Source organism: Streptomyces abikoensis (assembly GCF_014648775.1).
GTDB lineage: Bacteria > Actinomycetota > Actinomycetes > Streptomycetales > Streptomycetaceae > Streptomyces > Streptomyces abikoensis.
The window spans coordinates 366,866-391,817 of record NZ_BMRT01000004.1; the positions used below are offsets into that span (position 1 = coordinate 366,866).

General features: G+C 71.2%; 26 protein-coding genes. 14 read left to right on the forward strand and 12 right to left on the reverse strand.

What is annotated here, in order from left to right; genetic code table 11:
- Window positions 1-43: 43 nt before the first annotated feature.
- Window positions 44-1,480 (forward strand): MFS transporter, encoded by a 1,437-nt coding sequence (locus IE096_RS15925; protein WP_229820233.1) that lies wholly within the window; start codon window positions 44-46, stop codon window positions 1,478-1,480.
- 186 nt (window positions 1,481-1,666) lie between these two features.
- Here IE096_RS15925 and IE096_RS15930 read toward each other — a convergent pair whose 3' ends face one another.
- From IE096_RS15930 to IE096_RS15950, 5 genes are all read right to left on the reverse strand, one after another.
- Entirely contained in the window at window positions 1,667-2,062 is a 396-nt protein-coding gene (locus IE096_RS15930; protein ID WP_189452149.1) for a DoxX family membrane protein, read from the reverse strand.
- Window positions 2,063-2,121: 59 nt separating this feature from the next.
- Window positions 2,122-3,450 carry a hemolysin family protein gene (locus IE096_RS15935; protein ID WP_189452151.1) on the reverse strand — a complete coding sequence of 443 codons (1,329 nt, stop codon included), beginning with the start codon at window positions 3,448-3,450 and terminating at the stop codon, window positions 2,122-2,124.
- Window positions 3,447-3,944 carry an rRNA maturation RNase YbeY gene (gene ybeY / locus IE096_RS15940; protein WP_126914047.1) on the reverse strand — a complete coding sequence of 166 codons (498 nt, stop codon included), beginning with the start codon at window positions 3,942-3,944 and terminating at the stop codon, window positions 3,447-3,449. The genes IE096_RS15935 and ybeY overlap by 4 nt, the downstream gene beginning before the upstream one ends.
- Before the next feature lie 14 nt (window positions 3,945-3,958).
- On the reverse strand, window positions 3,959-4,951 hold the full coding sequence (locus tag IE096_RS15945) for a PhoH family protein (protein WP_189452154.1): 993 nt from the start codon (window positions 4,949-4,951) through the stop codon (window positions 3,959-3,961).
- A 136-nt stretch (window positions 4,952-5,087) separates the two neighbouring features.
- Window positions 5,088-6,221: a carbohydrate kinase family protein gene (locus tag IE096_RS15950; protein ID WP_189452156.1), complete on the reverse strand. Its 1,134-nt coding sequence runs from the start codon at window positions 6,219-6,221 to the stop codon at window positions 5,088-5,090.
- A 79-nt stretch (window positions 6,222-6,300) separates the two neighbouring features.
- Between IE096_RS15950 and IE096_RS15955 the strand changes: the two genes are divergently transcribed.
- The 5 genes from IE096_RS15955 to IE096_RS15975 all read left to right on the forward strand — a co-directional run bounded on the left by IE096_RS15955 (window position 6,301) and on the right by IE096_RS15975 (window position 10,999).
- On the forward strand, window positions 6,301-7,626 hold the full coding sequence (locus tag IE096_RS15955; RefSeq protein ID WP_189452158.1) for a family 4 glycosyl hydrolase: 1,326 nt from the start codon (window positions 6,301-6,303) through the stop codon (window positions 7,624-7,626).
- 180 nt (window positions 7,627-7,806) lie between these two features.
- Entirely contained in the window at window positions 7,807-8,283 is a 477-nt protein-coding gene (locus IE096_RS15960) for a toxin-antitoxin system HicB family antitoxin (RefSeq protein WP_189452160.1), read from the forward strand.
- Between the two features lie 64 nt (window positions 8,284-8,347).
- Window positions 8,348-9,193, forward strand: a complete 846-nt coding sequence (locus IE096_RS15965; protein ID WP_189452162.1) for a DUF4097 family beta strand repeat-containing protein — start codon at window positions 8,348-8,350, stop codon at window positions 9,191-9,193.
- 37 nt (window positions 9,194-9,230) lie between these two features.
- Window positions 9,231-10,214, forward strand: coding sequence for an ATP-binding cassette domain-containing protein (locus tag IE096_RS15970; RefSeq protein ID WP_189452164.1), 984 nt, complete (start codon window positions 9,231-9,233; stop codon window positions 10,212-10,214).
- Window positions 10,211-10,999: an ABC transporter permease gene (locus IE096_RS15975; RefSeq protein ID WP_189452166.1), complete on the forward strand. Its 789-nt coding sequence runs from the start codon at window positions 10,211-10,213 to the stop codon at window positions 10,997-10,999. The genes IE096_RS15970 and IE096_RS15975 overlap by 4 nt, the downstream gene beginning before the upstream one ends.
- A gap of 107 nt (window positions 11,000-11,106) precedes the next feature.
- Here IE096_RS15975 and IE096_RS15980 read toward each other — a convergent pair whose 3' ends face one another.
- A complete protein-coding gene (locus tag IE096_RS15980; RefSeq protein ID WP_126914055.1) occupies window positions 11,107-12,192 on the reverse strand; it encodes an S-(hydroxymethyl)mycothiol dehydrogenase in 1,086 nt (361 codons plus the stop codon).
- Window positions 12,193-12,349: 157 nt separating this feature from the next.
- Between IE096_RS15980 and IE096_RS15985 the strand changes: the two genes are divergently transcribed.
- Window positions 12,350-13,150, forward strand: a complete 801-nt coding sequence (locus IE096_RS15985) for an HAD family acid phosphatase (protein ID WP_189452168.1) — start codon at window positions 12,350-12,352, stop codon at window positions 13,148-13,150.
- Window positions 13,151-13,176: 26 nt separating this feature from the next.
- Here the strand turns inward: IE096_RS15985 and IE096_RS15990 are convergent, their stop codons facing one another.
- Window positions 13,177-13,986 carry a helix-turn-helix domain-containing protein gene (locus IE096_RS15990; protein ID WP_189452170.1) on the reverse strand — a complete coding sequence of 270 codons (810 nt, stop codon included), beginning with the start codon at window positions 13,984-13,986 and terminating at the stop codon, window positions 13,177-13,179.
- Between the two features lie 165 nt (window positions 13,987-14,151).
- Between IE096_RS15990 and IE096_RS15995 the strand changes: the two genes are divergently transcribed.
- The gene (locus tag IE096_RS15995; RefSeq protein ID WP_189452172.1) at window positions 14,152-14,607 is read left to right on the forward strand and encodes a hypothetical protein; all 456 of its coding nucleotides are present in this window, start codon (window positions 14,152-14,154) and stop codon (window positions 14,605-14,607) included.
- A 31-nt stretch (window positions 14,608-14,638) separates the two neighbouring features.
- Here the strand turns inward: IE096_RS15995 and IE096_RS16000 are convergent, their stop codons facing one another.
- From IE096_RS16000 to IE096_RS16010, 3 genes are all read right to left on the reverse strand, one after another.
- A complete protein-coding gene (locus IE096_RS16000) occupies window positions 14,639-15,547 on the reverse strand; it encodes a ribonuclease Z (RefSeq protein WP_189452174.1) in 909 nt (302 codons plus the stop codon).
- A gap of 4 nt (window positions 15,548-15,551) precedes the next feature.
- Window positions 15,552-15,908, reverse strand: coding sequence for a histidine triad nucleotide-binding protein (locus IE096_RS16005; RefSeq protein WP_189452176.1), 357 nt, complete (start codon window positions 15,906-15,908; stop codon window positions 15,552-15,554).
- 80 nt (window positions 15,909-15,988) lie between these two features.
- Window positions 15,989-16,549, reverse strand: a complete 561-nt coding sequence (locus IE096_RS16010; protein WP_189452178.1) for a hypothetical protein — start codon at window positions 16,547-16,549, stop codon at window positions 15,989-15,991.
- Between the two features lie 246 nt (window positions 16,550-16,795).
- Here IE096_RS16010 and IE096_RS16015 point away from each other — a divergent pair, with 246 nt between their 5' ends.
- The 5 genes from IE096_RS16015 to IE096_RS16035 all read left to right on the forward strand — a co-directional run bounded on the left by IE096_RS16015 (window position 16,796) and on the right by IE096_RS16035 (window position 23,390).
- Window positions 16,796-18,040, forward strand: a complete 1,245-nt coding sequence (locus tag IE096_RS16015; protein WP_189452180.1) for a glycosyltransferase — start codon at window positions 16,796-16,798, stop codon at window positions 18,038-18,040.
- Entirely contained in the window at window positions 18,037-19,665 is a 1,629-nt protein-coding gene (locus tag IE096_RS16020; protein ID WP_189452182.1) for a phospholipid carrier-dependent glycosyltransferase, read from the forward strand. The genes IE096_RS16015 and IE096_RS16020 overlap by 4 nt, the downstream gene beginning before the upstream one ends.
- A gap of 36 nt (window positions 19,666-19,701) precedes the next feature.
- Entirely contained in the window at window positions 19,702-22,161 is a 2,460-nt protein-coding gene (locus tag IE096_RS16025; RefSeq protein ID WP_189452185.1) for a galactose oxidase early set domain-containing protein, read from the forward strand.
- Window positions 22,162-22,270: 109 nt separating this feature from the next.
- Entirely contained in the window at window positions 22,271-22,837 is a 567-nt protein-coding gene (locus IE096_RS16030) for an RDD family protein (RefSeq protein WP_189452187.1), read from the forward strand.
- A gap of 25 nt (window positions 22,838-22,862) precedes the next feature.
- The gene (locus IE096_RS16035; RefSeq protein ID WP_189452189.1) at window positions 22,863-23,390 is read left to right on the forward strand and encodes a MepB family protein; all 528 of its coding nucleotides are present in this window, start codon (window positions 22,863-22,865) and stop codon (window positions 23,388-23,390) included.
- A gap of 32 nt (window positions 23,391-23,422) precedes the next feature.
- On the opposite strand, the gene IE096_RS16040 is transcribed toward IE096_RS16035, so the two are convergent.
- Complete coding sequence (locus tag IE096_RS16040; RefSeq protein ID WP_229820235.1) at window positions 23,423-23,851, reverse strand: PPOX class F420-dependent oxidoreductase; 429 nt, start codon at window positions 23,849-23,851, stop codon at window positions 23,423-23,425.
- A 90-nt stretch (window positions 23,852-23,941) separates the two neighbouring features.
- On the opposite strand from IE096_RS16040, the gene IE096_RS16045 reads away from it, so the two are divergent.
- Window positions 23,942-24,307: a winged helix-turn-helix transcriptional regulator gene (locus tag IE096_RS16045; protein ID WP_189452192.1), complete on the forward strand. Its 366-nt coding sequence runs from the start codon at window positions 23,942-23,944 to the stop codon at window positions 24,305-24,307.
- Here IE096_RS16045 and IE096_RS16050 read toward each other — a convergent pair.
- Window positions 24,304-24,870: a hypothetical protein gene (locus tag IE096_RS16050; protein ID WP_189452194.1), complete on the reverse strand. Its 567-nt coding sequence runs from the start codon at window positions 24,868-24,870 to the stop codon at window positions 24,304-24,306. The genes IE096_RS16045 and IE096_RS16050 overlap by 4 nt on opposite strands.
- Window positions 24,871-24,952 lie beyond the last annotated feature (82 nt).

Sequence of the window (24,952 nt, forward strand, 5' to 3'; positions counted from 1 at the left end):
CGCGCACTCCCCAGCGTTGTTCCTCCCGGCGGAGGCTGATCGCATGGCGATCGACTCCCCTCCCCTGACGACCCCCGTCGCGGCGGCCCCGCGCATGACCACCCGCGACAAGCTGATCCTGATGGTGCTGTGCGCGGCGCAGTTCATCGTCGCCCTCGACTTCTCCATCCTGAACGTGGCGCTCCCCGTCCTCGGCGACGACCTGGGCATGGGCCAGGCCGACCTCCAGTGGGCGGTCACGGCGTTCGCCCTGCCGTCGGGCGGCTTCCTGCTCTTCTTCGGCCGGATCGCCGACCTCTACGGGCGCCGGAAGCTGTTCCTGGCCGGGCTCGTCCTCTTCACCGTCGCCTCCGCCCTGGCCACCGTCGCCTGGGACCCGGCGACCTTCCTGACCGGGCGGGCCCTCCAGGGGCTGGGCGCGGCCGTGATCGTGCCGACCGGGATGTCCCTGCTGACCACGACCTTCTCCGAGGGCCCGCGGCGTGAGCGGGCGCTGGGCATCAGCGGCACCCTGATGTCCCTGGGCTTCACCATCGGCATGGTGCTCGGCGGTGTGATGACCGACTCGCTGGGCTGGCGCTCCACGATGGGGCTGCTGGCGGTGGCGGGCGTCGGCGTGCTCCTCGCCGCGCCGGGCCTGCTGACCGAGTCCAAGCGGGCGGACCGTCCCCGGCTGGACCTGCCGGGCGCGGTGACGGTGACGGGCGGGCTGCTCGCGCTGATCTACGCCCTGTCGACCGCCGCCCAGCGGGGCTTCGGCGGCGCGGACGTCATCGCGACGCTGGTCGCCGGCGCGGCCTTGCTGGTGGCGTTCGTGGTGGTCGAGTCGCGGGCGGCCGAGCCGCTGGTGTCCCTGCCGATGCTGGGCCGGCGGACGGTGGCCTGGGGGAACCTGGCCGGGCTGACCACGTTCGCGATGATGTCCTCGGTGATCTTCCTGCTCACCCTGTACCTCCAGGAGGTCCTGGAACTGTCGGCCGTCCTCACCGGCCTGATCTTCGGTGTGACGGGCCTGGCGGCGGCGCTCGGCGGGGTGACCGCGCCCCGGATCATCGCCCGCTTCGGCGCGCGCGCCACGCTGGTGACCGGTCTGCTGGTGCAGGCCGTCTGCACGGCGGCCCTGCTGGGCCTGGGCGCCGGCCAGGCGGGCGCGTGGCTGGCCCTTGCGGGCACGTCGCTCGGCTGCGTCGGTCACCTGTGGGCGATCGTCGCCTACGGCGTGACGGCGACGTCGGGGCTGCCGGACGGGGAGCAGGGCCTGGCCACGGGCCTGGTCACCAGCTCGCAGCAGGTGGGGCTGACCATTGGCATCCCGCTGCTGAGTGCGGTGGCGTCGGCGCGGGTGAGTGTGCTGCGGGACGCGGGCCACTCGTTCGCGTCGGCGACGCTCGGGGGCGTGCGGCTGGGTGTGGGCGTCGACGCCGTCGTGGTCGTGGTGGTGGCCGCAGCGACGTTCGTGGGCTTGCGCCGAGGGCGGTGAGTGAGCCCCAACCCCGCCCTTTCACCGTTTCCCGAGGGCTCCGCCCCCGGACCCCCGGTCCTCAAACGCCGGACGGGCTGATTTCAGCCCGTCCGGCGTTTGAGGACACCGCGCGGAGCGCGGTCCGGGGGTGCGAGGGGGCGCAGCCCCGCTCGGAAACGGTGAAAGGGCGGGACCGGGGCATCCTCACCCACGGTCCGCAGCCGTGATGAGCAGGCCCCCCAGAATCGAGACGTTCGCGAAGAACGCCACCCGGTGCTGCATCCGCTTCGCCGGGTCCTCCTCCCGCCAGTAGGCGTGACCCGCCAGGGTCGTCGGGACGAGGCTGGCGGCGAGGGCCAGGGCGGAGAGCCTGGGGAGGATCCCCAGGGCGAGCAGCCCGCCCGCCCCCAGGTGCACCGCCCCGTTCAGCCGCACGAGCGCCCGCGCGTCGCGCGGCAGGAGCGGGATCCAGTCCGCGATGGCGAGCGCGACGGGCGCCGCGACCGGCGCGAGGAGTTCCGGGCGGCGGACGGTCTGGACGCCGGCGCTGATGAACGCCGACGCCAGCAGCGGCCGCGCGAGAGTTCTGAGAACCGCCATTCCAGGACGGTTCCCGCCCCGGAGCGGGAGGATTCCCCCGAACGGGACGATTCCCCCGCTCAGTCCTCCGGGAAGGGGCCCCGCGCCGCCCGCACCGGCTCCACCAGCACCGTGACAATGCGGTTGCGCCGCCCCGCCGCGGCCTCCGCGGTGAGCCGGAGCGCGGTGAGCGTGGGGTCCTTGCCGTGCTCGGAGACGTGCTCGAAGAGCGGGACCTCCGCCGTCGCGCCGGCGATCGGCACCCTGCCCAGCGACTTGGCCAGCAGTCCGCCGACCGTCTCGACGTCCTCGTCGTCGAACTCGTCGAGGCCGTAGAGCTCGCCGAGGTCGCCGATGTCGAGGCGGGCCGTGACCCGGTAGCGGTCGTCGCCGAGCTCCTCGACGGGCGGCAGCTCCCGGTCGTACTCGTCGGTGATCTCGCCGACGATCTCCTCGAGGATGTCCTCGATGGTGACGATGCCGGCCGTGCCGCCGTACTCGTCGATGACGACCGCGCAGTGGTTGCGCTGCTGCTGCATCTCGCGCAGCAGGTCGCCCGCGTTCTTGGTGTCCGGGACGAAGACGGCCGGCCGCATCGCGGTGGAGACCAGCTCGCTCTCCGCGTCACGGCTGATGTGCGTCTTGCGGACGAGGTCCTTGAGGTAGACGATGCCCACCACGTCGTCCTCGTTCTCCCCCGTCACCGGGATCCGGGAGAAGCCGGAGCGCAGCGCGAGGGTGAGCGCCTGACGGATGGTCTTGCCGCGCTCTATGACGATCAGGTCCGTGCGCGGCACCATGACCTCGCGGACGAGGGTGTCGCCGAGCTCGAAGACGGAGTGCACCATGCGGCGCTCGTCGTCCTCGATGAGCGACTCCTGTTCCGCCAGGTCGACCATGGCCCGCAGCTCCGCCTCCGAAGCGAAGGGGCCCATGCGGAAGCCCTTGCCGGGGGTGAGGGCGTTGCCGATGAGGATCAGCAGCCGGGGCACGGGCCCCATGATCCTGGCGAGCGGCAGCAGCACGTACGCCGCGGCCGTGGCCGTGCCCAGCGGGTGCTGGCGGCCGATGGTGCGCGGGGAGACGCCGACGGCCACGTACGAGACGAGGACCATCACCGCGATGGCGACGGTCAGCGCCTCCCAGGTGGCGTCGAAGGACTTCAGGCAGACGTAGGTGACGAAGACACCCGCCGCCATCTCGCAGGCGACGCGCACCAGCAGCGCGACGTTGAGGTAGCGGGTGGGGTCGGCCGCGACGGCCATCAGCCGGGCGCTGCCCCGCCGCCCGGCCCGGGCGGCCTCCTCGGCCCGGAACCGGGTGGTCCGGGCGAGGCCGGCCTCCGCGCAGGCGGCGAGCCAGGCGACGACGAGCAGCAGGACCGCGGCGGCGATCAGCTGGCCGGTCACGTGAACGTGGGAGCCGGGGAGGGCCCTTCGATGCCGCGCTCGGCGCGCCAGCCGTCGACGATCGCCGCCTGGAGGCCGAACATCTCGGCCTTCTCGTCGGGCTCCTCGTGGTCGTAGCCGAGGAGGTGGAGCACTCCGTGGACGGTCAGGAGCTGGAGCTCCTCGTCCATGGAGTGCCCGGTCGGGGCCTCCTCGCCCTGCTTCTTCGCGACCTCCGGGCAGAGGACGATGTCGCCGAGGAGGCCCTGCGGCGGCTCGTCGTCGTCCTTGGCCGGCGGGCGCAGCTCGTCCATGGGGAAGGACATCACGTCGGTGGGGCCGGGGAGGTCCATCCACTGGATGTGGAGCTGCTCCATGGCATCGGCGTCGACAACGATGACCGAGAGTTCGGAGAGCGGGTGGATACGCATCCGGGTGAGGGCGTAGCGGGCGACGTCCAGGATCGCCTGCTCGTCGACCTCCGTGCCGGATTCGTTGTTGACGTCGATTGACATGCTGTTACCGGGTCTTACTTTCCGTTGCGGCTGTCGTACTGCTCGTACGCGTCGACAATACGGCCGACCAGCTTGTGCCGGACGACGTCCCTGCTGGTGAGGTACGAGAAATGGACGTCGGTGACGCCCTCCAGGATCTCCTGCACCTGGCGCAGACCGCTCTTGGTGCCGCCGGGCAGGTCGATCTGGGTGACGTCACCCGTGATCACGATCTTGGAGTCGAAGCCGAGCCGGGTGAGGAACATCTTCATCTGCTCGGGGTTCGTGTTCTGCGCCTCGTCGAGGATGATGAACGCGTCGTTGAGCGTCCGGCCCCGCATGTACGCCAGCGGCGCGACCTCGATCGTCCCGGCGGCCATCAGCCGGGGGATGGAGTCGGGGTCGAGCATGTCGTGGAGGGCGTCGTAGAGCGGCCGCAGATAGGGGTCGATCTTCTCGTAGAGCGTGCCGGGCAGGAAGCCCAGGCGCTCGCCCGCCTCGACGGCCGGCCGGGTCAGGATGATCCGGTTGACCTGCTTGGACTGCAGGGCCTGGACCGCCTTGGCCATGGCCAGATAGGTCTTTCCGGTACCGGCGGGGCCGATGCCGAAGACGACCGTGTGCTTGTCGATCGCGTCGACATAGCGCTTCTGGTTGAGCGTCTTGGGACGGATGGTGCGGCCGCGGCTGGAGAGGATGTTCTGGGTGAGGACCTCGGAAGGGGCCTCGATGCCCTTCTCCTCGTCCCTGAGCATGGTGATCGATCGTTCCACCGCGTCCTCCGTCATCGGCGCGCCCGTGCGGAGCACCAGCATCATCTCGGCGAAGAGACGCTGTACCAGGGCGACTTCCCGTTCGTCCCCGGTGGCACTGATCTCATTGCCCCGGACGTGGATGTCCGTGAGCGGGAAGGCTTTTTCGATCACGCGCAGGAGGGAGTCCTCCGAGCCCAGCACCGTCACCATGGGGTGCTTGGCCGGGATGGTGATGCTCGTCCTCGCCTGCGGTCGTGTGGGTGTCTGAGTCATGGGCCGGCACTGAAGGCCTGCTCATCACCTCTTCCTGCCGTTCTCATGTCGAACAACCTTGGAATACCAGGGTACGACGCGGGCCCCGGCAATCCCGAGGGCTTTTCCACAGCCATCCGATCCCGGTCGTATGGTCCTACGACGGCCTGCGGAAGCCCAGCGTCGGCAGCGCCCGGCGCAGCGGCCAGGGGCTGATGGCCTCGGGGAGGATCTCGTCGAGGAAGGCGTAGCGGCGCAGGGTGGCCGGGGACTGGTCGTCGAAGGAGCGGACGTGCTGCCACCACGCGGCGATCTCCACCCAGCCGGGCGCCGACAGCGAGCCGCCGAACTCCTGGACGGACAGGGCGGCCGTCAGCCCCGCGAAGGCCAGCCGGTCGGCCAGCGGCCACTCGGCGAGGGTGCCGGTGACGAAGCCGGCCACGAAGACGTCCCCCGCGCCGGTCGGGTCGAGCGCCTCGACGACGATCGCGGGCACCTCGGCGCTCTCGCCGGTGCGCCCGTCCACCGCGTACGCGCCCCGCTCCCCCATCGTGACCACGGCCAGCGGCACCTTGTCCGTGAGGGCGCGGGCGGCGGCGCGGGGGCAGTCGGTGCGGGTGTAGCGCATGGCCTCCTCGGCGTTGGGCAGGAACGCCTCGCAGTGCTCCAGGTCGGCGAGGTCCGCCGGGTCCCAGCGGCCGGTCTCGTCCCAGCCGACGTCGGCGAAGACCCGGCTGCCCTGGCGGGCCGCCGTCGCGATCCACTCCTCCTGCCGACCGGGCATCAGCAGCCCCACGCAGGCCCGCGCGGGCGGCGGGGTCTCGGGGGCGGGCTCCTCCGGCGGCGGCGCCTCGTGCCCGTGGGAGACCATCGTCCGCTCGCCCTCGTAGGCCATCGAGACGGTGACGGGGGAATGCCAGCCGGGCACCGTGCGCGAGAGGCTCAGGTCGATGCCCTCGCCCCGGGAGAGGGACTCCCAGCAGTACTCGCCGTACATGTCGTCGCCGAACGCGGCGGCGAGCGAGGTGCGCAGGCCCAGCCGGGCCAGGGCGGTGGCCATGTTGGCGACGCCGCCGGGGCTGGAGCCCATGCCGCGCGCCCAGGACTCGGTGCCGCGCACGGGGGCGGAGTCCAGGCCGGTGAAGATGATGTCGAGGAAGACGGTCCCGGTCAGATAGACGTCCGTGGGCGGGTCGCTCTCGGTGCGGAGCGCGGCGAGCGGGTCGAGGACCGGCGCCGTTCCCTCGAAGCGTTCTCCGCGGACACCTGTGTGGGTGGAAGAGGCCGTCATGCTCGCTCGTCGCTCCTCTCGAGGATGCACGAAATGCGGATCCGCACAGTGTGCCCGATGCTGCGGTACGTTCCGTCCCATGAGGCTCACCATTCTCGGCGGCGGTGGATTCCGGGTGCCTCTGGTGCACCGGGCCCTGCTGGACGACGCCCGGCGCGACGCCCCGGGCCGCTGCACGGAGCTCGTGCTCCACGACACCGACTCCGCGCGCATGAGGGTGATCGCCTCCGTGCTGGACGCCCAGGCCGCCGGGGTGCCCCGGGCCCCCTCCGTACGGCTCGCGGAGGACCTGGACGACGCGCTGCGCGGGGCCGACTTCGTCTTCTCCGCGATCCGGGTGGGCGGCACGGCCGGCCGGGTCATGGACGAGCGGATCCCGCTCGCCGAGGGCGTCCTGGGCCAGGAGACCGTCGGCGCGGGCGGCGTGCTCTACGGGCTCCGCACGGTCCTGGTGGCCACGGACATCGCCGAACGGGTCGCGCGGATCGCCCCGGACGCGTGGGTCATCAACTTCACCAACCCCGCCGGGATGGTGACGGAGGCGATGTCCGCCGTGCTCGGCCCGCGCGTCATCGGCATCTGCGATTCACCCGTGGGGCTGGTCCGTCGCGCCGCGCGGGCGGCGGGCGCGGACCCGGAGTCGCTCACCTACGACTACGTGGGCCTCAACCACCTGGGCTGGCTGCGCTCGTTGACCCGGGACGGCGAGGACCTGCTGCCGGGGCTGCTGCGCGACGAGGCGGCCCTGGCCTCCTTCGAGGAGGGCAAGCTCTTCGGCGCCCGCTGGCTCCGGGCGCTCGGCGCCCTGCCCAACGAATACCTCCACTACTACTACTTCCGCCGCGAGACCCTGCGTTCGGTCATGGAGTCGGCGGTGACCCGCGGCGAGTTCCTCGACCAGCAGCAGGGCGACTTCTTCACCCGCGCGGCCGCGGCGCCCGAGCGCTCCTTCGAGCTGTGGGAGCACACCCGGCTGCGCCGCGAGGAGACGTACATGGCCGAGAGCCGCGCGGCGACCGGCGGCTGGGAGCGCGACACCTGCGACCTGGACGGCGGCGGCTACGACCAGGTGGCGCTCGCCCTGATGCGGGCGATCAGCGCGGACGAACGGACCCGGCTGATCCTCAACGTGCCGAACGGGCTGACGGTCCCCGCCCTGGACTCCGCCGCCATCATCGAGACGGTGTGCGAGGTCGGCGCGAAGGGCGCCCGGCCGCTGCCGTGCGCCCCGCTGCGGGAGGACCAGCTGGGGCTGATGCTCCAGCTCAAGGCCGTCGAGCGGGCGGCGATCGAGGCGGCGCTCCACGAGGACCGCGACGCGGCGCTCCGCGCGCTGGCGCTCCACCCGCTGGTCGACTCCCCGGCGGTCGCCGCCCGCATCCTGAGCCGAGCGGGCCTGGGATAGAGCTCCGGCTCTCGCGTGGCACCGCTGTGGCGCCACGCGGCACCGAGTGGCGCAACATAACGCCATCCGGCGTCATTCCACACCCCAAAGGCGCGCGGCCAGGCCGCGCGCCTTCTCGTTTTCCAGTCCCGGCGCCATCCCCTCTTGCGCATGGCGCCATCGTGGTGCCACAATGGCGTCATGGACCTCACCCCATACGTCGACTCCCTCCGCCGCGAACTCGCGGTGGCCGCCGAGGCCGGTGGCGACGAAGCCCGCGAGCTGGCCGAGAAGCTCACCGCCCCTCTGGAGGCGGCGGCCCGGCTGACCCTGCTCGACGCGCTCTCCGCCGCGATGGACGAGGTCACCCGCGAGCTCGCCCCGGGCTCGGTCGACGTACGGCTGCGCGGACTGGACCCCGACTTCGTGGTGACACCACCGCCCGCCGAACCGTTCAAGGCGCGGACACCACCGCCCGCCGACGGCGACGAGGACGGCACCACCGCCCGCGTCAACCTGCGCCTGCCGGCCCACCTCAAGGCCCGCGCCGAGGAGGCCGCGAACCGCGACGGCCTGTCGGTCAACGCGTGGCTGGTACGGGCCGTTTCGGCCGCGGTCGACACCGGACCCGCCACCGGCGACCGGCCGCGCACGACGGAACAGGGCTGGGCACGCTAGCCCACCCCACTGCTCCACCCACAGCTTTCGAAGACTCAAGAAGACTCAAGAGGACGGGACACCCATGCCTTCTTTCGACACCCCCGCGCCCATCTCGGTCACCGCCCACGTGGAGGCCGGCTCCATCCGGTTCATCGCGGGCGACCGCCCCGACACCCTCGTCGAGGTCCTGCCCCGCGACCCGAGGAAGGAGCTGGACGCGCGGGCCGCCGACCAGACCGAGGTGACGTACGCGGGCGGCGTACTGACCCTGCGGACGCCCAGGTCGCGCTACCTCGTCGGGCGCACCGGCGTCGTCGACGTGACGGTCGAACTGCCCACGGGCTCCCGCGTCGACATGACCGGCGCCTGGGCCCAGGTGCTCGGCGAGGGCCGGCTCGGGGAGGTCCGCGTGAAGACCTCCTCCGGCGACGTCCGTCTCGACGCGACCGGCCCGCTGCACCTGAAGGCGTCGCACGGCTCGATCACCGTGGACCGGGCCGAGGGCACGGCCGAGATCACCACCAGCTCCGGCAGCCTGCGCGTCGGCCTCGTCGACGGCTCCGCCGTCCTGAAGAACTCCCACGGCACCACGACCGTCGGCACCGCCACCGGCGAGCTGCGGGTGAGCAACTCCACCGGCGACATCGACATCCGGCGCGCCGCGGGCTCGGTCACCGCCACCACCGCCCACGGCACCCTGCGCGTGGGCGAGGTGGCCCGCGGCACCGTCCGGTTGGAGACCTCCCACGGCTCCATCGAGGTCGGCGTCCGCGCCGGGACGGCCGCCTGGCTCGACGTCGACCCGGGCTCCGGCCGGGTGCGCAACGTGCTCACCGCGACGGAGGCCCCGGCGGCGACCGAGGACACCGTCGAGATCCACGCCCGCACCCGGCACGGCAACATCGACATCCTCCGCGCCAAGGCCTGACCGGCCCCTCTTTCACACCTCACGAACGGGAGGGCCCATGCCTTCGTCTGTCATGCCCACGTCGCCCCTGTCCTCGTCGCCCATGGCCGTCTCCGCCACCGGTCTGCGCAAGTCCTACGGCGACAAGACCGTCCTCGACGGCATCGATCTGCGCATCCCGGCCGGGTCCGTGTTCGCGCTCCTCGGTCCCAACGGCGCAGGCAAGACCACCACCGTGCAGATCCTCTCCACGCTCATCACCGCCGACGGCGGACAGGCGCGGGTGGCGGGCCACGACGTCGCCGCCTCCCCGGACGGGGTGCGCGCCGCGATCGGCGTCACCGGGCAGTTCTCCGCCGTCGACGGGCTGATCACCGGCGAGGAGAACATGCTCCTCATGGCGGACCTCCACCACCTGTCCAAGCGCGAGGGACGACGGGTCACCGCCGAGCTGCTGGAGCGGTTCGGCCTCACCGAGGCGGCGAAGAAGCCCGCCTCCACCTACTCCGGCGGCATGAAACGCCGCCTCGACATCGCCATGACCCTCGTCGGCGACCCGCGGATCATCTTCCTCGACGAGCCGACCACCGGTCTCGACCCGCGCTCCCGCCACAACATGTGGCAGATCATCCGTGAGCTCGTCTCCGGCGGCGTCACCGTCTTCCTCACCACCCAGTACCTGGACGAGGCCGACGAACTCGCCGACCGCATCGCCGTGCTGAACGGCGGCAGGATCGCCGCCGAGGGCACCGCCGAGGAGCTCAAGCGGCTCGTCCCCGGCGGACACGTCCGGCTCCGCTTCTCCGACCCGGCCGCGTACCGGAACGCCGCCCTCGCGCTCCGCGAGGTCACCAGGGACGACGAGGCGCTGGCGCTGCAGATCCCCAGCGACGGCACCCAGCGCGAGCTGCGCTCCATCCTCGACTGGCTGGACTCCGCCGGCATCGAGGCGGACGAGCTGACCGTCCACACCCCCGACCTCGACGACGTGTTCTTCGCCCTGACCGGCAGCACCGACCAGCCGAAGGAGGCTGTCCGATGAGCTCCCTCGCCCACACCCTGCGCGACTCGTCCACGATGCTGCGCCGCAATCTCCTCCACGCGCGGCGCTACCCGTCGATGACGCTCAACCTGCTGCTGACGCCGATCATCCTGCTGCTGCTCTTCGTCTACGTCTTCGGCGACGTGATGAGCGCGGGCATGGGCGGTGGCGCCGACCGCTCCCAGTACATCGCCTACGTCGTGCCGGGCATCCTGATGATGACCATCGGAGGCACCGTGGTCGGCACCGCGGTCTCCGTCGCCAACGACATGACCGAGGGCATCATCGCCCGCTTCCGCACGATGCCGATCCACCGGGGTTCCGTGCTCATCGGGCACGTCATCGGCAGCGTGCTGCAGTCGGTCGCCTCCGTCGTCCTCGTGGGCGCCGTCGCCGTGGCCATCGGCTTCCGGGCCCCGGACGCCACGGCCCTGGAGTGGCTGGCGGCGTTCGGGCTGATGACGCTGGTCGCGCTGGCCCTCACCTGGATCGCGGTGGGGATGGGCCTGGTCAGCCCGAACGCGGAGGCGGCCAGCAACAACGCGATGCCGCTGATCGTCCTGCCGCTCATCTCCAGCGCCTTCGTCCCCGTCGACGCGATGCCGGGCTGGTTCCAGCCGGTCGCCCAGTACCAGCCGTTCACCCCGGCCATCGAGACCCTGCGCGGGCTGCTGCTCGGCACCGGGATCGGTGACAACGGATGGCTCGCGGTCGCCTGGTGCCTGGGCCTGACGGCACTCGGCTACTGCTGGTCGAAGCGGGTCTTCGACCGCGACCCGAAGTAACCGGGACCCGAAGTAGCCGGGACGGACGACCGTGCGGGCGGCGTACTCCGACATCACGTCGGCGCACGCCGCCCCGTCGGCGTTCCCCTACAGTCGCTCGCCCAGGATCAGAAGACGACCACCGACCGCAGCACATCGCCCTCGTGCATGCGGGCGAACGCCTTCTCCACGTCGCCCAGCCCGATCGTCTCGGTGACGAACGCGCCGAGGTCCAGCCGGCCCTGCAGGTGGAGGTCCACCAGCATCGGGAAGTCCCGCGAGGGCAGGCAGTCGCCGTACCAGGACGACTTCAGCGCGCCGCCCCGCCCGAAGACGTCCAGGAGCGGCAGCTCCAGCTTCATCTCCGGCGTCGGCACGCCGACGAGGACGACCGTGCCGGCGAGGTCACGGGCGTAGAAAGCCTGCTCGTAGGTCTCGGGGCGGCCGACGGCCTCGATGACGACGTCCGCGCCGTGGCCGCCGGTGAGCTCGCGGATCGCCTCGACGGGATCGGTGGAGCGGGAGTTCACCGTGTGGGTGGCGCCCATCTCGCGCGCCTTCGCGAGCTTGCGGTCGTCGATGTCCACGGCGATGATCCGGGCCGCGCCCGCCAGGCGGGAGCCCGCGATCGCCGCGTCGCCGACGCCGCCGCAGCCGATGACGGCGACGGAGTCGCCGCGGCCCACGCCGCCGGTGTTGATGGCGGCGCCGATGCCGGCCATCACGCCGCAGCCGAGCAGGCCCGCCACCTCCGGGGCGACCGCGGGGTCGACCTTGGTGCACTGACCCGCCGCGACCAGCGTCTTCTCGGCGAACGCGCCGATGCCGAGCGCGGGCGACAGCTCCGTGCCGTCCTTCAGGGTCATCTTCTGCTTGGCGTTGTGCGTGTTGAAGCAGTACTGGGGGCGGCCGCGCAGACAGGCCCGGCACTGGCCGCAGACGGCCCGCCAGTTGAGGATCACGAAGTCGCCCGGGGCCACCTCGGTGACGCCCTCGCCCACGGACTCGACGACGCCCGCCGCCTCGTGGCCGAGGAGGAAGGGGAAGTCGTCGTTGATGCCACCCTGCTTGTAGTGGAGGTCGGTGTGGCACACGCCGCAGGCCTGGACCTTCACCACGGCCTCGCCCGGACCCGGGTCCGGTACCACGATCGTCTCCACCCGCACCGGCTCGTTCTTCCCCGGTGCGATGACTCCGCGTACTTCCTGCGCCATGATCTCGTGCCCCACCCTTCGTGTCGCTGGTCCGCACACCACGGTACGCCCAAACGATCTTTCTCCGCGCGTAGACATCACTACGCCAGAACCTTGACCCCGTCCGGCTCAGGGCTTAGCTTCGCGCTGCACCGTCCTTGTTACCCAGGAGTCACCAGTGTCGCTCTCCCTGAAGTCCACGCGTGTGCGCGTCGCCGCCGCCACCGCCGCCCTCGCCGTCGGCGCCGGCCTGTACACCGCGGGCGCCGCCTCCGCCGACCACGCGGTGCCCCGCACGGACAAGGAGATACCGAACCTCACCCAGGTCCAGGACAAGATCAAGGCCTTCTACGGCGACACCGTCGACGCCTCCGGCCAGCACTACGCCTCGCCGGACAGCAACTACGCCAAGCAGCTCGCCGACATCCAGAAGAAGGCCAAGGCCCAGCTGGAGAACGTCGCCCGCAACACCCAGCACGCCAAGAAGGGCGCGAAGAAGCCCGCCATCGTCCTGGACGTGGACGACACGACCCTCCTGACCTACAACTACGAGCTCCAGCAGGGCTTCCACTTCACGCCGGAGTCGCAGGACGCCTACCTGAAGTCCACCGACATGACGGCCGTCTTCGGCATGCCCAAGCTGGTCAACTGGGCCCAGTCCAAGGGCATCGAGGTCTTCTTCGTCACCGGCCGCGACGAGCACCAGCGCGACTGGAGCGTCCGCAACCTCAAGAACGCCGGCTACAAGCCCGCCGCCGACGCCTCCCACTTCTTCCTGAAGAACAAGAAGACCCCGCCGGCCTACCTCGCCTGCGGCGCCAAGTGCACGACGGTCGAGTACAAGGCGGGCACCCGCAAGTACATCGAGTCCAAGGGCTTCGAGATCGTCGCCAACTTCGGCGACCAGTACAGCGACCTGCAGGGCGGCTACGCGAAGCGCACCTACAAGCTGCCGAACCCGATGTACTTCCTGCCGTAAGGCTCTTGGGGAGGGAGCGGGGCCGCTCAGGTCCGCGCCTTGCGCAGGCGCTGGCAGCCCCGCAGCTCCCGGCCGTCGAAGTCGCACACCTCGAACCACACGTTCTTGAGGCCGTACCGGACGGTGTCCCTTCCCGCCCGCTGGGCGCCGTCGGGATTGCCGACCAGCACCTCCGTGCGCCGCCCCCGGCGGTCCTCGTAGTGCATGAGCAGCCGCCCGCCCCAGCCGTCGCCATAGGCATCCCGGTCGTCCCGTGAGTACGGCATCACATACTCGATGCCGTACCACCCGTCCCCGGTGTCCCAGTACCGATAGCCCACGCTCGCGATCGTCGCACCCTTGGTGCTGCGCGCCTCGAAGAGGCTGAACGCCCCGCCGCGCGCGTCCGTCGCGTCGGCCGGGGACGGCACGGCGGACGGCCGCCCGCCGCCGGACGTCCCCGCCGGGGCGAGGACGAACGCCCAGTAGGCGAGGGCGAGCACGGCCGCCACCGCCGGCACCCACAGCAGCCGGAGCCGCCGCGCCCGCCGCCGTCCCGGCGCCGGAGCGCCTTCCTCCCGCCCGGCGATCCGCCGTCTGGCCTCCAGCCACGCGTCGAGCCGCGCCCCGTCGCCGCACGCCACCACGAACGCCTCGAGGACCTCGGCACGCGGCAGGGCGTTCCGGGCGAGGACGTCGGAGATCGTGCTGCGGGGCAGCACCATGCCCTCCTCGGCGGCGCGCCGCTGGAGCCGGCGGTAGGTGAGCCCGGAACGCTCGCGCAGCTCCCGCATCAGCGCGACCAGAGCCGCCGCGTCCCGCGCCCGCGCCGGATCCGGCGCCCCCTGCTCGCCCATGCCGCACATGGTGGCATGCACACGGCGAGCCGCAATCCCCCTTGCCGCCCCCGTCCGACCTGCCCGGACACACCCGGACCACTCCGGACGGCCCGGGGCGTGGACCCGGCCGGGGCCGTCCTGCCAGCGTCGTCGGCCGACACCACACCCGAACGGGAGGCCCCGATGAGGAACGGAACACGCCGCGCCCTGGCCGTCTCCGCCGTGACCGCCACGGCCCTGCTGACCCTGGCCGGCCAGGCCGACGCCACCGCGCGGACCCCCTATCCGTATGTGTACGGGAAGTCGCACGGAGGATGCTCGGAGGCCGCGGGGACGTACAACTACTACGACACCAACAAGCGCACGCAGAGCGGGAAACGGCTCTTCTCGACGGCTTTCGACATCCGGGTCAAGGACCTGTGCCCCAGGGACCCCCAGCACAACGCGGCCCGGCTGTACATCGAGTACTGGCAGTACAGCCACGGCCTGGAACAGTGGCACGGGTGGCACCCGGTGAAGACCAACGGCACCTACAGGCCCCAGAATCCGCCGAATTACGTCTGGGACCTGAAGATCCGGGTCTGCGACTGGAACCCGACCGACGGCACGCTGGAGTGGACCTGCAACGAAGTCAAGTGACCAGCCCGGTCACTCCCCGCCGGAGCGGCGCTCAGCGCCGCTTCGGCACCGGTACGCGCAGCAGGTCCCGGGCGACGGTGAGCTCGCCGGTGAAGCCCGCCTCGCGGGCCTGGCGCTCGAAGACCGACGGGTCGTCGTAGCGCTGCGAGAAGTGGGTGAGCACCAGGTGGCGCACGCCCGCCCGCGCGGCGACGCGCGCGGCCTGGCCCGCCGTCAGATGGCCGTGCTCGGTGGCCAGCGGCTCGTCCTCGTCGAGGAACGTCGACTCGATGACGAGCATGTCGCAGCCCTCGGCCAGCTCGTGGACGCCGTCGCACAGCCGGGTGTCCATCACGAAGGCGAAGCGCTGGCCGCGCCGCACCTCGCTGACCTCCTCCAGCGTCACCCCGCCGACCGCGCCCTCGCGCATCAGCCGGCCGACGTCCGGCCCGCCGATCCCGCGCTCGGCCAGCAGCTCGGGCAGCATCCGGCGCCCGTCGGGCTCGACCAGGCGGTAGCCGTAGGACTCGACGGGATGCGAGAGCCGGCGCGCCTGGAGGGTGTACGAGCCGGTGGCCGCCAGCACCGCGCCGGTGCCCGCGACCGGCTCCTGGACGAGCTTGACCGTCTCGCGGTAGGCCGTGGCGTACCGCAGCCGCTTGAAGAAGCGCTCGCCGCTCGCCGGGTAGTGCGCGGTGACCGGGTGCGGCACCCGGTCGAGGTTGATCCGCTGGATCACCCCGGCCAGGCCCAGCGAGTGGTCGCCATGGAAGTGGGTGACGCAGATCCGGTTGAGGTCGTGCGCGGCCACCCCGGCGCGCAGCATCTGACGCTGCGTCCCCTCGCCGGGGTCGAAGAGGATGCCGTCCCCGTCCCAGAGCAGGACGTAGCCGTTGTGGTTGCGGTGCCGGGTGGGGACCTGGCTGGCCGTGCCGAGGACGACGAGTTCGCGAACGGACAAGGGTCTACCCGGGGGGCCAGTTGAAGCCACGGCCGCCGAGGACGTGGGCGTGCGCGTGGAAGACGGTCTGCCCGGCGCCGGCGCCGGTGTTGAAGACGATCCGGAAGCCCTTGTCCCCGTTCTCCTGGAGGGCGACCTCGCCCGCCTCGCGCAGCACGTCGGCGGCGATCTGCGGCTCGGCGGCGGCCAGCGAGGCGGCGTCCGGGTAGTGGATCTTGGGGATCACCAGGCAGTGCACGGGTGCCTGGGGGTTGATGTCGCGGAAGGCGACGGTCGTCTCCGTCTCCCTGACGACCGTCGCGGGCACCTCTCCCTTGACGATCTTGCAGAACAGGCAGTCCGCCTGCGGTTCTCCCGCCACCGGTGGGCTCCTCCCGGGTCGTCGGCTCGTACGGTCCGGATGTTACCGGTCCGTCCGTCCGCCCGCCGTGACCAGCCTCGTCACTTGCCCGGTGCGGGAGGTCTGTCGGTGCAGCTCGCCGAGGGGCCCGGATGCCCGCCGGGCTTCGGCGCGGAGCCCCCCGAGGCCGGGGGCTTGTCCGAGGCCGGGGGCTTGTCCGGGGCCGGGGGCTTGCCGCTCCCGCCGCCCGTCCCGTCGCAGTCGCCCAGTACGGTCACCTGGAAGACGGTCCGCCCGTCGACCTTGGCGGTCAGCAGCCCCCGGACGCACCCCTGGCCGGACATGCCCGTGACGCTGCCGTAGACGATGATCCTCTTGCCGTTGTCCGTACGGCCCTCGCAGTCGACGCCGACGACGGTCACCGGCAGCGCGCTGCCCGTGCCGGGGTCCTTGCCGCCGTTCTCGGCCTTGCCCTTGCAGCTCAGCCAGGCGGCGTGGACGCCCTCCCGGTCGAGGGCACGGCCGGCCTCCCGCTGTGTGGTGGCGGCGACGGCCGTCGCGTCGAGCCCGGGGCCCGTCGCGCAGCCGGACAGCGCCACGATGGCGGCACCGGTGAGGGCGGCGGCACCCAGTCCGTACGGTATGTGCCTTGACGCACCCATAGCGGGGAGTGTCCCACCGGCCCGCGTCCGGGGGGAAGGACGCCTCCGGCCACCGGATCGCTCGCCTGACCCCGTCTGGTCCAGGCCAACTTCTCACGATCTTCCAGGAGTTGGTTCGGAAACGCAGGATTTATCATTTCCGCACCCGAGTTTCACCTTCTCCCCTTACTCTCTCTGCCCTGGACACACACACGCGTGCTGGGGGGCCGCGTCCGGGGGTAGGGGGGACAACTTTTGCTGACGTCCATGGTGGTCTGCGCGGTATCGCTCGCGCTCTTCTGGATGGCCGCCTTCACGCTCTGGTGGCAGATGCACGCCTGGCGCACGCCCGAGACGCTCGCGGGCACCCGCTTCCAGCCGGCCGGGGACGAGGGCGCGCTCTCCTTCTCCCTCCTGGTGCCCGCCCGCCATGAACAGGCGGTGCTGGAACACACCGTCACCCGGCTGCTGGAATCCACCCACGGCCGCTTCGAGGTGCTGGTGATCGTCGGCCACGACGACCCGGAGACCGCCGAGGTCGCCGGGAAGGTCGCGGCCGCCGCCCCGGACCGGGTACGGGTGATCGTCGACACCCACGAGAAGAAGAACAAGCCCAAGGCCCTCAACACCGCGCTCCCCCACTGCCTGGGCGAGGTCGTCGGCGTCTTCGACGCCGAGGACCAGGTCCACCCCGAGCTGCTCACCCACGTCGACCACGCCTTCCGCGCGACGGGCGCGGACGTGGTGCAGGGCGGCGTGCAGCTGATCAACTTCCACTCCAGCTGGTACAGCCTGCGCAACTGCCTGGAGTACTTCTTCTGGTTCCGCAGCCGCCTCCACCTCCACGCGGAGAAAGGTTTCATCCCGCTGGGCGGCAACACCGTCTTCGTCCGCACCGACGTCCTCCGCGAGGCCGGCGGCTGGGACCCCCAGTGCCTGGCCGAGGACTGCGACCTGGGCGTCCGGCTCTCCAGCACCGGCAAGCGCGTCGTCGTCGCCTACGACTCCGAGATGGTCACCCGCGAGGAGACCCCCGGCACCCTGATGAGCCTGCTCAAACAGCGCACCCGCTGGAACCAGGGCTTCCTCCAGGTCTACCGCAAGCGGGACTGGCGCCGACTGCCCACCCTCGCCCAGCGGATGCTCGCCCGCTACACCCTGATGACACCCTTCTTCCAGGCGTTCAACGGCCTCGTCATCCCGCTGAACACGGCGATCGCCCTGCTGCTGGACGTCCCCGCCGGCGTCGCCGTGGTGACCTTCCTGCCCGCCGTGGCCATGCTGGTCACCTTCGTCTTCGAGGTCGTCGGCCTCCACGACTTCGGCGCGCAGTACGGCCTGCGCGTGCGCTTCGTCCACTACCTCAAGCTCATCCTCGGCGGCCCCTTCTACCAGATGCTCCTCGCGGGCGCGGCCGTCCGCGCCGTCTGGCGGGAGCAGCGGGGCCGCAGCGACTGGGAGCTCACCCGACACGTCGGCGCGCACCTCACCAGAGAGGACGTCACGCCGTGACCGCGACCATTCCGGCGGCTGTCGAGGCCCCGGTCGTCCTCGACCCCACCCCACCCACCCGGCTGCGCGCCTCCCGCCCCGACCTGCTGCTGTGCGGGGCGGTGCTGGCCGCGATCCTCCTCGTCCAGGGCTGGAACACCACCGGTTTCCCCGCACTCAGCGACGACGAGGGCACCTATCTCGCCCAGGCGTGGGCAGTCCAGGAGGGCAAGGGCCTGGCCCACTACACGTACTGGTACGACCACCCGCCGCTGGGCTGGCTCCAACTGGCCCTCGTCACCTGGCTCCCCGCCGCCCTCTTCCCCGACGTCATGTCCGTCGCCCCGATGCGGGTGGCGATGCTGCTGGTGACGGCCGTCAGCGCGGTGCTGCTGTACGTCCTGGCCCGACGGCTGGGCCTGCGGCGGTGGGCGGCGGCCCTGGCGATGGCGCTGTTCGGGCTGTCGCCGCTGTCGGTGGTGCTCCAGCGGGAGATCTTCCTCGACAACATCGCCGTGCTGTGGATCCTGCTGGCCTTCTGCCTGGCGGCCTCGCCCCGCCGCCACCTGTGGCACCACTTCGGGGCGGGCCTGGCGGCGGCGGTGGCGGTGCTGTCCAAGGAGACGATGCTGGTCGTCCTGCCCGCGCTGCTGCTGACCATGTGGCGGCACACCCACCGCGACACCCGGAAGTTCGCGGTGACGGGAGCGATCACCGCGTGCGTCCTCACGGGCCTCGCCTATCCCCTGTTCGCGCTGCTCAACCACGAGCTGTTCCCGGGCGACGGCCACGTCTCGCTGATCGACGGCATCAAGTACCAGATGAGCCGGGCGGGCTCGGGCTTCATCCTGGACGACCGTTCGGGCGCGCACGCGGTACTGCGGTCGTGGCTCTACTACGACCGGGTGCTGCCGATCGCGGGCCTGGCGTCGGCGGTGCTCCTGCTCGCCGCGGCCCGCTGGTCCCCCACGGGCCGCGCCCTGGCGGGCCCGGCGACGGCGGCGACGATCCTGGCCCTGGTGGCCCTGCGCCCGTCGGGGTACCTGCCGGCGATGTACGTGATCCAGATGCTGCCGTTCCTGGCACTGGCCCTGGCGGGCGCGGTATCCGCTGCGCTGGAGCCCCTCCGGGCACAGATCCAGCCCCTCCGGCGCTTGAGGAGCGGGGGTCTCCGAAGACCGGCCCTCCTCCGCCGGACCGCAACCCTGGCGATAGCCGCGACGGCAGCCGCCCTCACCCTCCCCCACTGGTACGACGCCACCCGCACTGCCCTGACCACCGACACCAACGCCCCCTACCGCGCGGCAGCGCACTGGCTCCGCGACAAGGCCAACGTCCCCGACCCGTCCAGCACGCGCGTCCTCGCCGACGACGCGATCTGGCTCGACCTGGTCCACGCCGGATACCGCCCGGGGACGGGGGCCGTCTGGTTCTACAAGGCCGACCTCGACCCGGCGATCGGCAAGACGCTGCCGCGCGGCTGGCGCGACGTGGACTACGTCGTCGCGTCCCCGACCGTCCGCCGCGACGCCCCCACGCTGCCGCTGGTGAAGGCGGCACTGACGAACTCCGAGACAGTCGCTTCCTTCGGCGAGGGCGACGGCCGGATCGAGATCCGCAGGGTCAAGAGGGCGGAAGCCCGGTGACCTGACCTGCCCGCCAAAGAAGGGATCTGTGATGGCATGACAGCACTGAGGAGAAAGCCGACCCGCGGACGCGTCAGACGCGCCCTCCTGCGCCCCCGCGGCAAGCGATCCCGCACCGCCGCCGCCCTGCTCCTCGCCGCCGGCGCGTCCTTCGGCCTGCTGCTGGCCGCGCCCACGCCGGCCACCGCCGGGTCGAACCTCGTCGTCAACCCCGGCCTCGAGTCCTTACGGGCCTCGGACACCATGCCCACCTGCTGGGAGAAGGCCGGCTGGGGCGACAACGACTTCACCGTCACCACCACCGACCAGTCCCACAGCGGCGGCAAGGCGCTGGCCCTCTCCGTCACCCGCCGGGTCAGCGGCGACCGCAAGGTGCTGATGGCCGAGGACAGCTCGTGCGCGCCGAGCGTGACGCCGTCCCACCAGTACGACCTGTCGCTCTGGTACAAGAGCACCACACCGGACGCGTCCGTCACCGTCTTCCGCCATGACGTGAAGGCGGGCTGGCAGTACTGGACGGACCTCAAGACGCTGCCGGTCAGCGCCGGCTACACGCGCGCCACCGTCCGTACGCCCGTCGTGCCGCCCGGCACCGACCAGATCACCTGGGGCGTCTCCGTCTACGGCACGGGCACCGTCACCACCGACGACTACGACATGGAGGACGCCACCCAGCCCGCCCCCGGTGCCGTCTGCACCGCCGGGGACGCGTGCGTCAAGGGCAGCTGGGCCGTGATGCCCTTCAAGAACCCGGTCCGCAGCATGCACTCGGTCGTCCTCCACAACGGCAAGGTGCTGCTCGTCGCAGGCTCCGGCAACGACCCGGCGATGTTCAAGGCGGGCACCTTCACCTCCGCCGTATACGACCCGAAGACCGGCGCGATGAAGACGATCCCGACGCCCGTCGACATGTTCTGCGCCGGGCACGTCCAGCTGTCGGACGGCCGGGTGCTCATCATGAGCGGCAACAAGGCGTACCCGGCGGCCGACGGCAGCCACGGCTACGAGGGCTTCAAGGACAGCTACGTCTTCGACCCGTCGTCCGAGTCGTACGTGAAGACGAACGACATGAACGAGGGCCACTGGTACCCCTCCGCGACCCTCCTCGGCAACGGCGACGTCATCAGCTTCGGCGGCCTGAAGGAGGACTCCACCGGCAGCGTGACCGCCGAGAAGTTCTCCCAGGCGCAGCAGAAGTGGCTGCCGCGCACGGAGGTCAACCAGACCTGGTCGTACTGGGGCCTGTACCCGTCGATGATCCTGATGCAGGACGGGCGGCTCTTCTACTCCGGCAGCCATGTCTTCGGCAACGGCACCCCGGGCACCGGCGCGTCGGTCTACGACTACGACGCCAACAAGATCACGGACGTGCCGGGGCTGCAGGACAAGGACAATCGCGACCAGTCGATGAGCGTGCTGCTCCCGCCCGCGCAGGACCAGCGCGTCCTGACCATGGGCGGCGGCCAGGTCAACACCAACCCCGAGGCGAGCCGCCTCACGGACCTCATCGACCTCAAGGCCCCCAACCCCCGCTACACGCCCGGTCCCCTGCTCCCCCAGGGCACGGTCGACCAGGGCCAGGGGCCCAAGCCCGAGACGGGCGCGCAGGGCAAGATGTACGTCTCGGCCGTGCTGATGCCCGACGGCAAGGTGCTGGAGACGGGCGGCGGGCTGCACGACCGGGCGGACCCGGTGTTCGAGGCGTCGATGTTCAACCCGGCGACGAACACCTTCCAGCCGGGCCTGGCCACGGACCCGATCCCGCGCACGTACCACTCGTCGGCGTTCCTGCTGCCGGACGGCCGGGTGATGGCGGTCGGCGACAACCCGGGCAACGGGACGTTCGACGACCACGTGTCGATCTACACCCCGCCGTACCTCTACAAGGGCGCGCGGCCCCAGATCACCTCGGTGGCGAACAACCGCTGGCAGTACGCGAGCACGCAGCGGATGACGGTCGACCGCCCGGTGGTGAAGGCGGAGCTGATCCGTCCGGCGGCGGTGACGCATTCCTCCGACCCGAATCAGCGCTTTGTGGACCTGCCGATGACGGTGGGCGCTGACGGAACGACGATCGACCTCAACGTCACCAGCAACCCCAACCTGGCGCCGCCCGGCTGGTACATGCTCTTCGCCGTGGACGCGGACGGCGTCCCGTCGGTGGCCTCCTGGGTCCACCTCGGCGGCCCGGACGCGCTGGACACCCCGAAGGCATCGCCTGTGGTGCACGACTTCGCGGGGAGGATGACGGAGAAGGCGAAGGACCCGGAGCCGGCCCACACGTCCCACCCGGTCCCGGCGACGATCTCGGGCTGCGACCGCCACTACGGCGCGGAGAACGTGTGCGTGCCGACGGCCTTCCCGAAGACGGTCCCGCCGACGACGGCGGGCCGCTGCGCGTGGCTGAAGGCGCACGACTACGGCGTCCTCAAGCTCAACGGCCGCGACGACCCGCTGAAGCTGGACCCGGACGGGAACGGGCGCGCCTGCGGCTGAGCTCCGCTGTCTGGTGTCTGGACACTGGGTGCTGGGTGCTGGGGTTCGATACCGGTCATAGATCAACCTGTGCATCAGCTGTCACATGAGTGCAGCAAGATGACACCCCGTGATCGATCCCCAGCGCCACCAGTACGCTCCGCAGCAGCCGTACGCTCCTCAGCACCCGTACCAGCAGCCCTACCAGCAGGCGCAGCCGTACCAGCAGCCGTATCAGCAGCAGGCGCACCCGTACGGCTACCCCCAGCAGCCCGTCCAGCCGGCTCACCACGTCCCCCGGGAGGTCGGGGACCTGCGCCGCTATCTCTTCGCCTTCATCGACGGCATGATCACGTTCTTCGGCGGGTTCGGCATCGCCGTGCACTTCACGGCGGACAAGAGCACGGGCGCCTACTGGATCTGCGCCGCCGTCGCCTTCTTCGGCCTGTCCTTCGTCCACCACGTGCTGGGCGCCGTACTGTTCCGCACCACGGTGGGCAAGTTCCTGTGCATGACCCGCGTGGTGCGGGCGGACGACGCGGGGCGCCCGCGCTTCTGGCAGGCCGTGCAGCGCTGGCTCCTCGGCCTGACGTGGCTCCCGATGCAGCCGATCTGGTCCCTGTTCGGCGACGACGGCGACCCGTACGAGGACGGCTGCGGGCTGCGCTACGTCCACAGCGGGGACCTGCGCCGCTAGCGCGACGCGATGGCAGGATGACGTCATGGAGACGAACGAGCCGTGGGCTGCGATCCACGCTGACCTGCTGTCGGCGAAGGCGCGGGTGTACGACCCGAGCGGTTTCGTCTGCTCGCCGCCGGTGCCCGAACCGGAGAGCGCCGAGTACGCGGCGTGCGCGTTCACGCTCGACGGCCGCTCGGTCCGGTTCCGCGTGGGCAAGACCACGCCGACGAAGGTGGGGCAGTTCGTCACCGTCTGGCAGCGGTCCGAGGAGGGGCCGATCCGGCCCTTCGACGCCGCCGACGGGGTGGACCTCTTCGTCATCAGCAGCCGCGACGACGAAGGTTTCGGCCAATTCGTGTTCCCGCGCGAGGTCCTGTGCGAGCGCGGCATCGTCTCCCGTGACGGCTCCGGCGGGAAGCGCGGCTTCCGTGTCTATCCGCCCTGGGTGACCACGACCAGCCGGCAGGCCCGCGCCACCCAGTCATGGCAGGTCGACCACTTCCTCGACCTCGGCCGCCGGGACGGGACCGTCGACCTGACGCGCGCGCGGGCCCTGTACCACCCGTAAATCCGCAGGCATGGTCGCATCCCGTACCCCTCCTAGAGGGATATCGCGATGACCTTCTCCGCGGTGATCCGCACGATCAGCCGTACGACATCGGCCGGCTCCGCCGGCGGGTCCTGTCCGAGATACCGCTGTGACAGCTCGCGCGGCAGCGTCTTGTCCGGGTCCGGCAGCAACTCGGCTGTTCCCCGTATTTCCACGGACCGGTACGGGTTCGCGCGGTCGTAGACCGTCAGGCTGATCCGCGGGTCCCGGGCGAGGTTTCGCGCCTTCTTCCTCCCCGCCGTCGTGGAGAAGACCACGGCGTCCTGCTGCGTCCCGACCCAGACGACGGACGTCTGCGGGCCGCCGTCGGGATTCAGTGTGGCCACGACGGCGAAGTTCCGTCCGTCGACCAGTTCCCTCACTGTCTCGTCGAGCGCCACCGGCGCGGGAAGCGCCTCCGTCCTGCGAGCGTTCTTCACTCGTCGTCCCTCGTCTCTCGTCGGGCATGCACTGACGTGCACGCGTTCCATCCTCGGAGAGCACACCGCACAACGGAAGAAGGCACATTTATGTCACGTAAGAACGCTTGCAGCGCGGAAGAGGCCGCGGGCCGCGAGGTCTGCACCGTCCTCGATGTGCTCGGCAGGGTGAGTGGCAAATGGAGTCTCGGCGTCCTGAGCGAGACGACGCGTGGACCTGTCCGCTTCGCCGAACTCGAACGTTCACTGAACGGAATCAGCCGCCGCATCCTCACTCTGACGTTGCGCCAGCTTGAGGAGAACGGTCTGCTGACCCGCACGGTGTACCCCACGGTGCCGCCCAAGGTCGAGTACACCGCCACCGACCAGGCGCGCGAACTCTACGCCCGGCTCACCGGCCTCACCGCCTGGGCCGCACGCCACTCGGCCGCGGCGCCCCACGCCGACGCGCCCTAGTAGTGCGGGATGACGAAATTGAATCCCGCCGCGTTGTGCCCGCCTCCGGCCGGGCAGCGGCCCTTTTCCGGATAGCCCCAGAAGAACAGCGCGTAGCAGTTCGTGCAGAAGCGCCAGTACGCCTGGGCGTTCGGTGTCTCGACGACGTCGTGCGGCAGGACGAAGTTGAATCCGGCGGCACTGTGGGACCCGCCGACCGGGCACCAGCCTCCGCTCGGATACCCGAAGAAGAACATGCCGTAGCAGCGCGTGCAGAAGCGCCAGTTGGCCTGGGCGTTGGCGTTCTCGGGAACGTCGTGGGGGATGTCGAAGTCGTAGCCCGCCATGCCGTGCGCGTCACCGGCCGCGCAGCGGCCGTTGTCCGGATAGCCGTAGTAGAACATGACGTAGCACTTCGGGCAGAACCGCCAGTTGCGCTGACCGGTGGCACCACTGGTGCCCTTGGCGCCCGTACCGGCCGCGTGGGCCTCGGTCGCCCCGGTGGCCGCCGCGACCGCCGCCAGCCCCGCCGTCGCACCGAGCGCTCTCGTCAGGAAGATCCTCCGGTCCGGCTCAAACCCCATATCCGTTCCCCCTCGATGTCATAAGGCGCACATGACACTAGAGCTGCCTGACTGCCCCGGATAGGCAAGAATTCGGACCCTC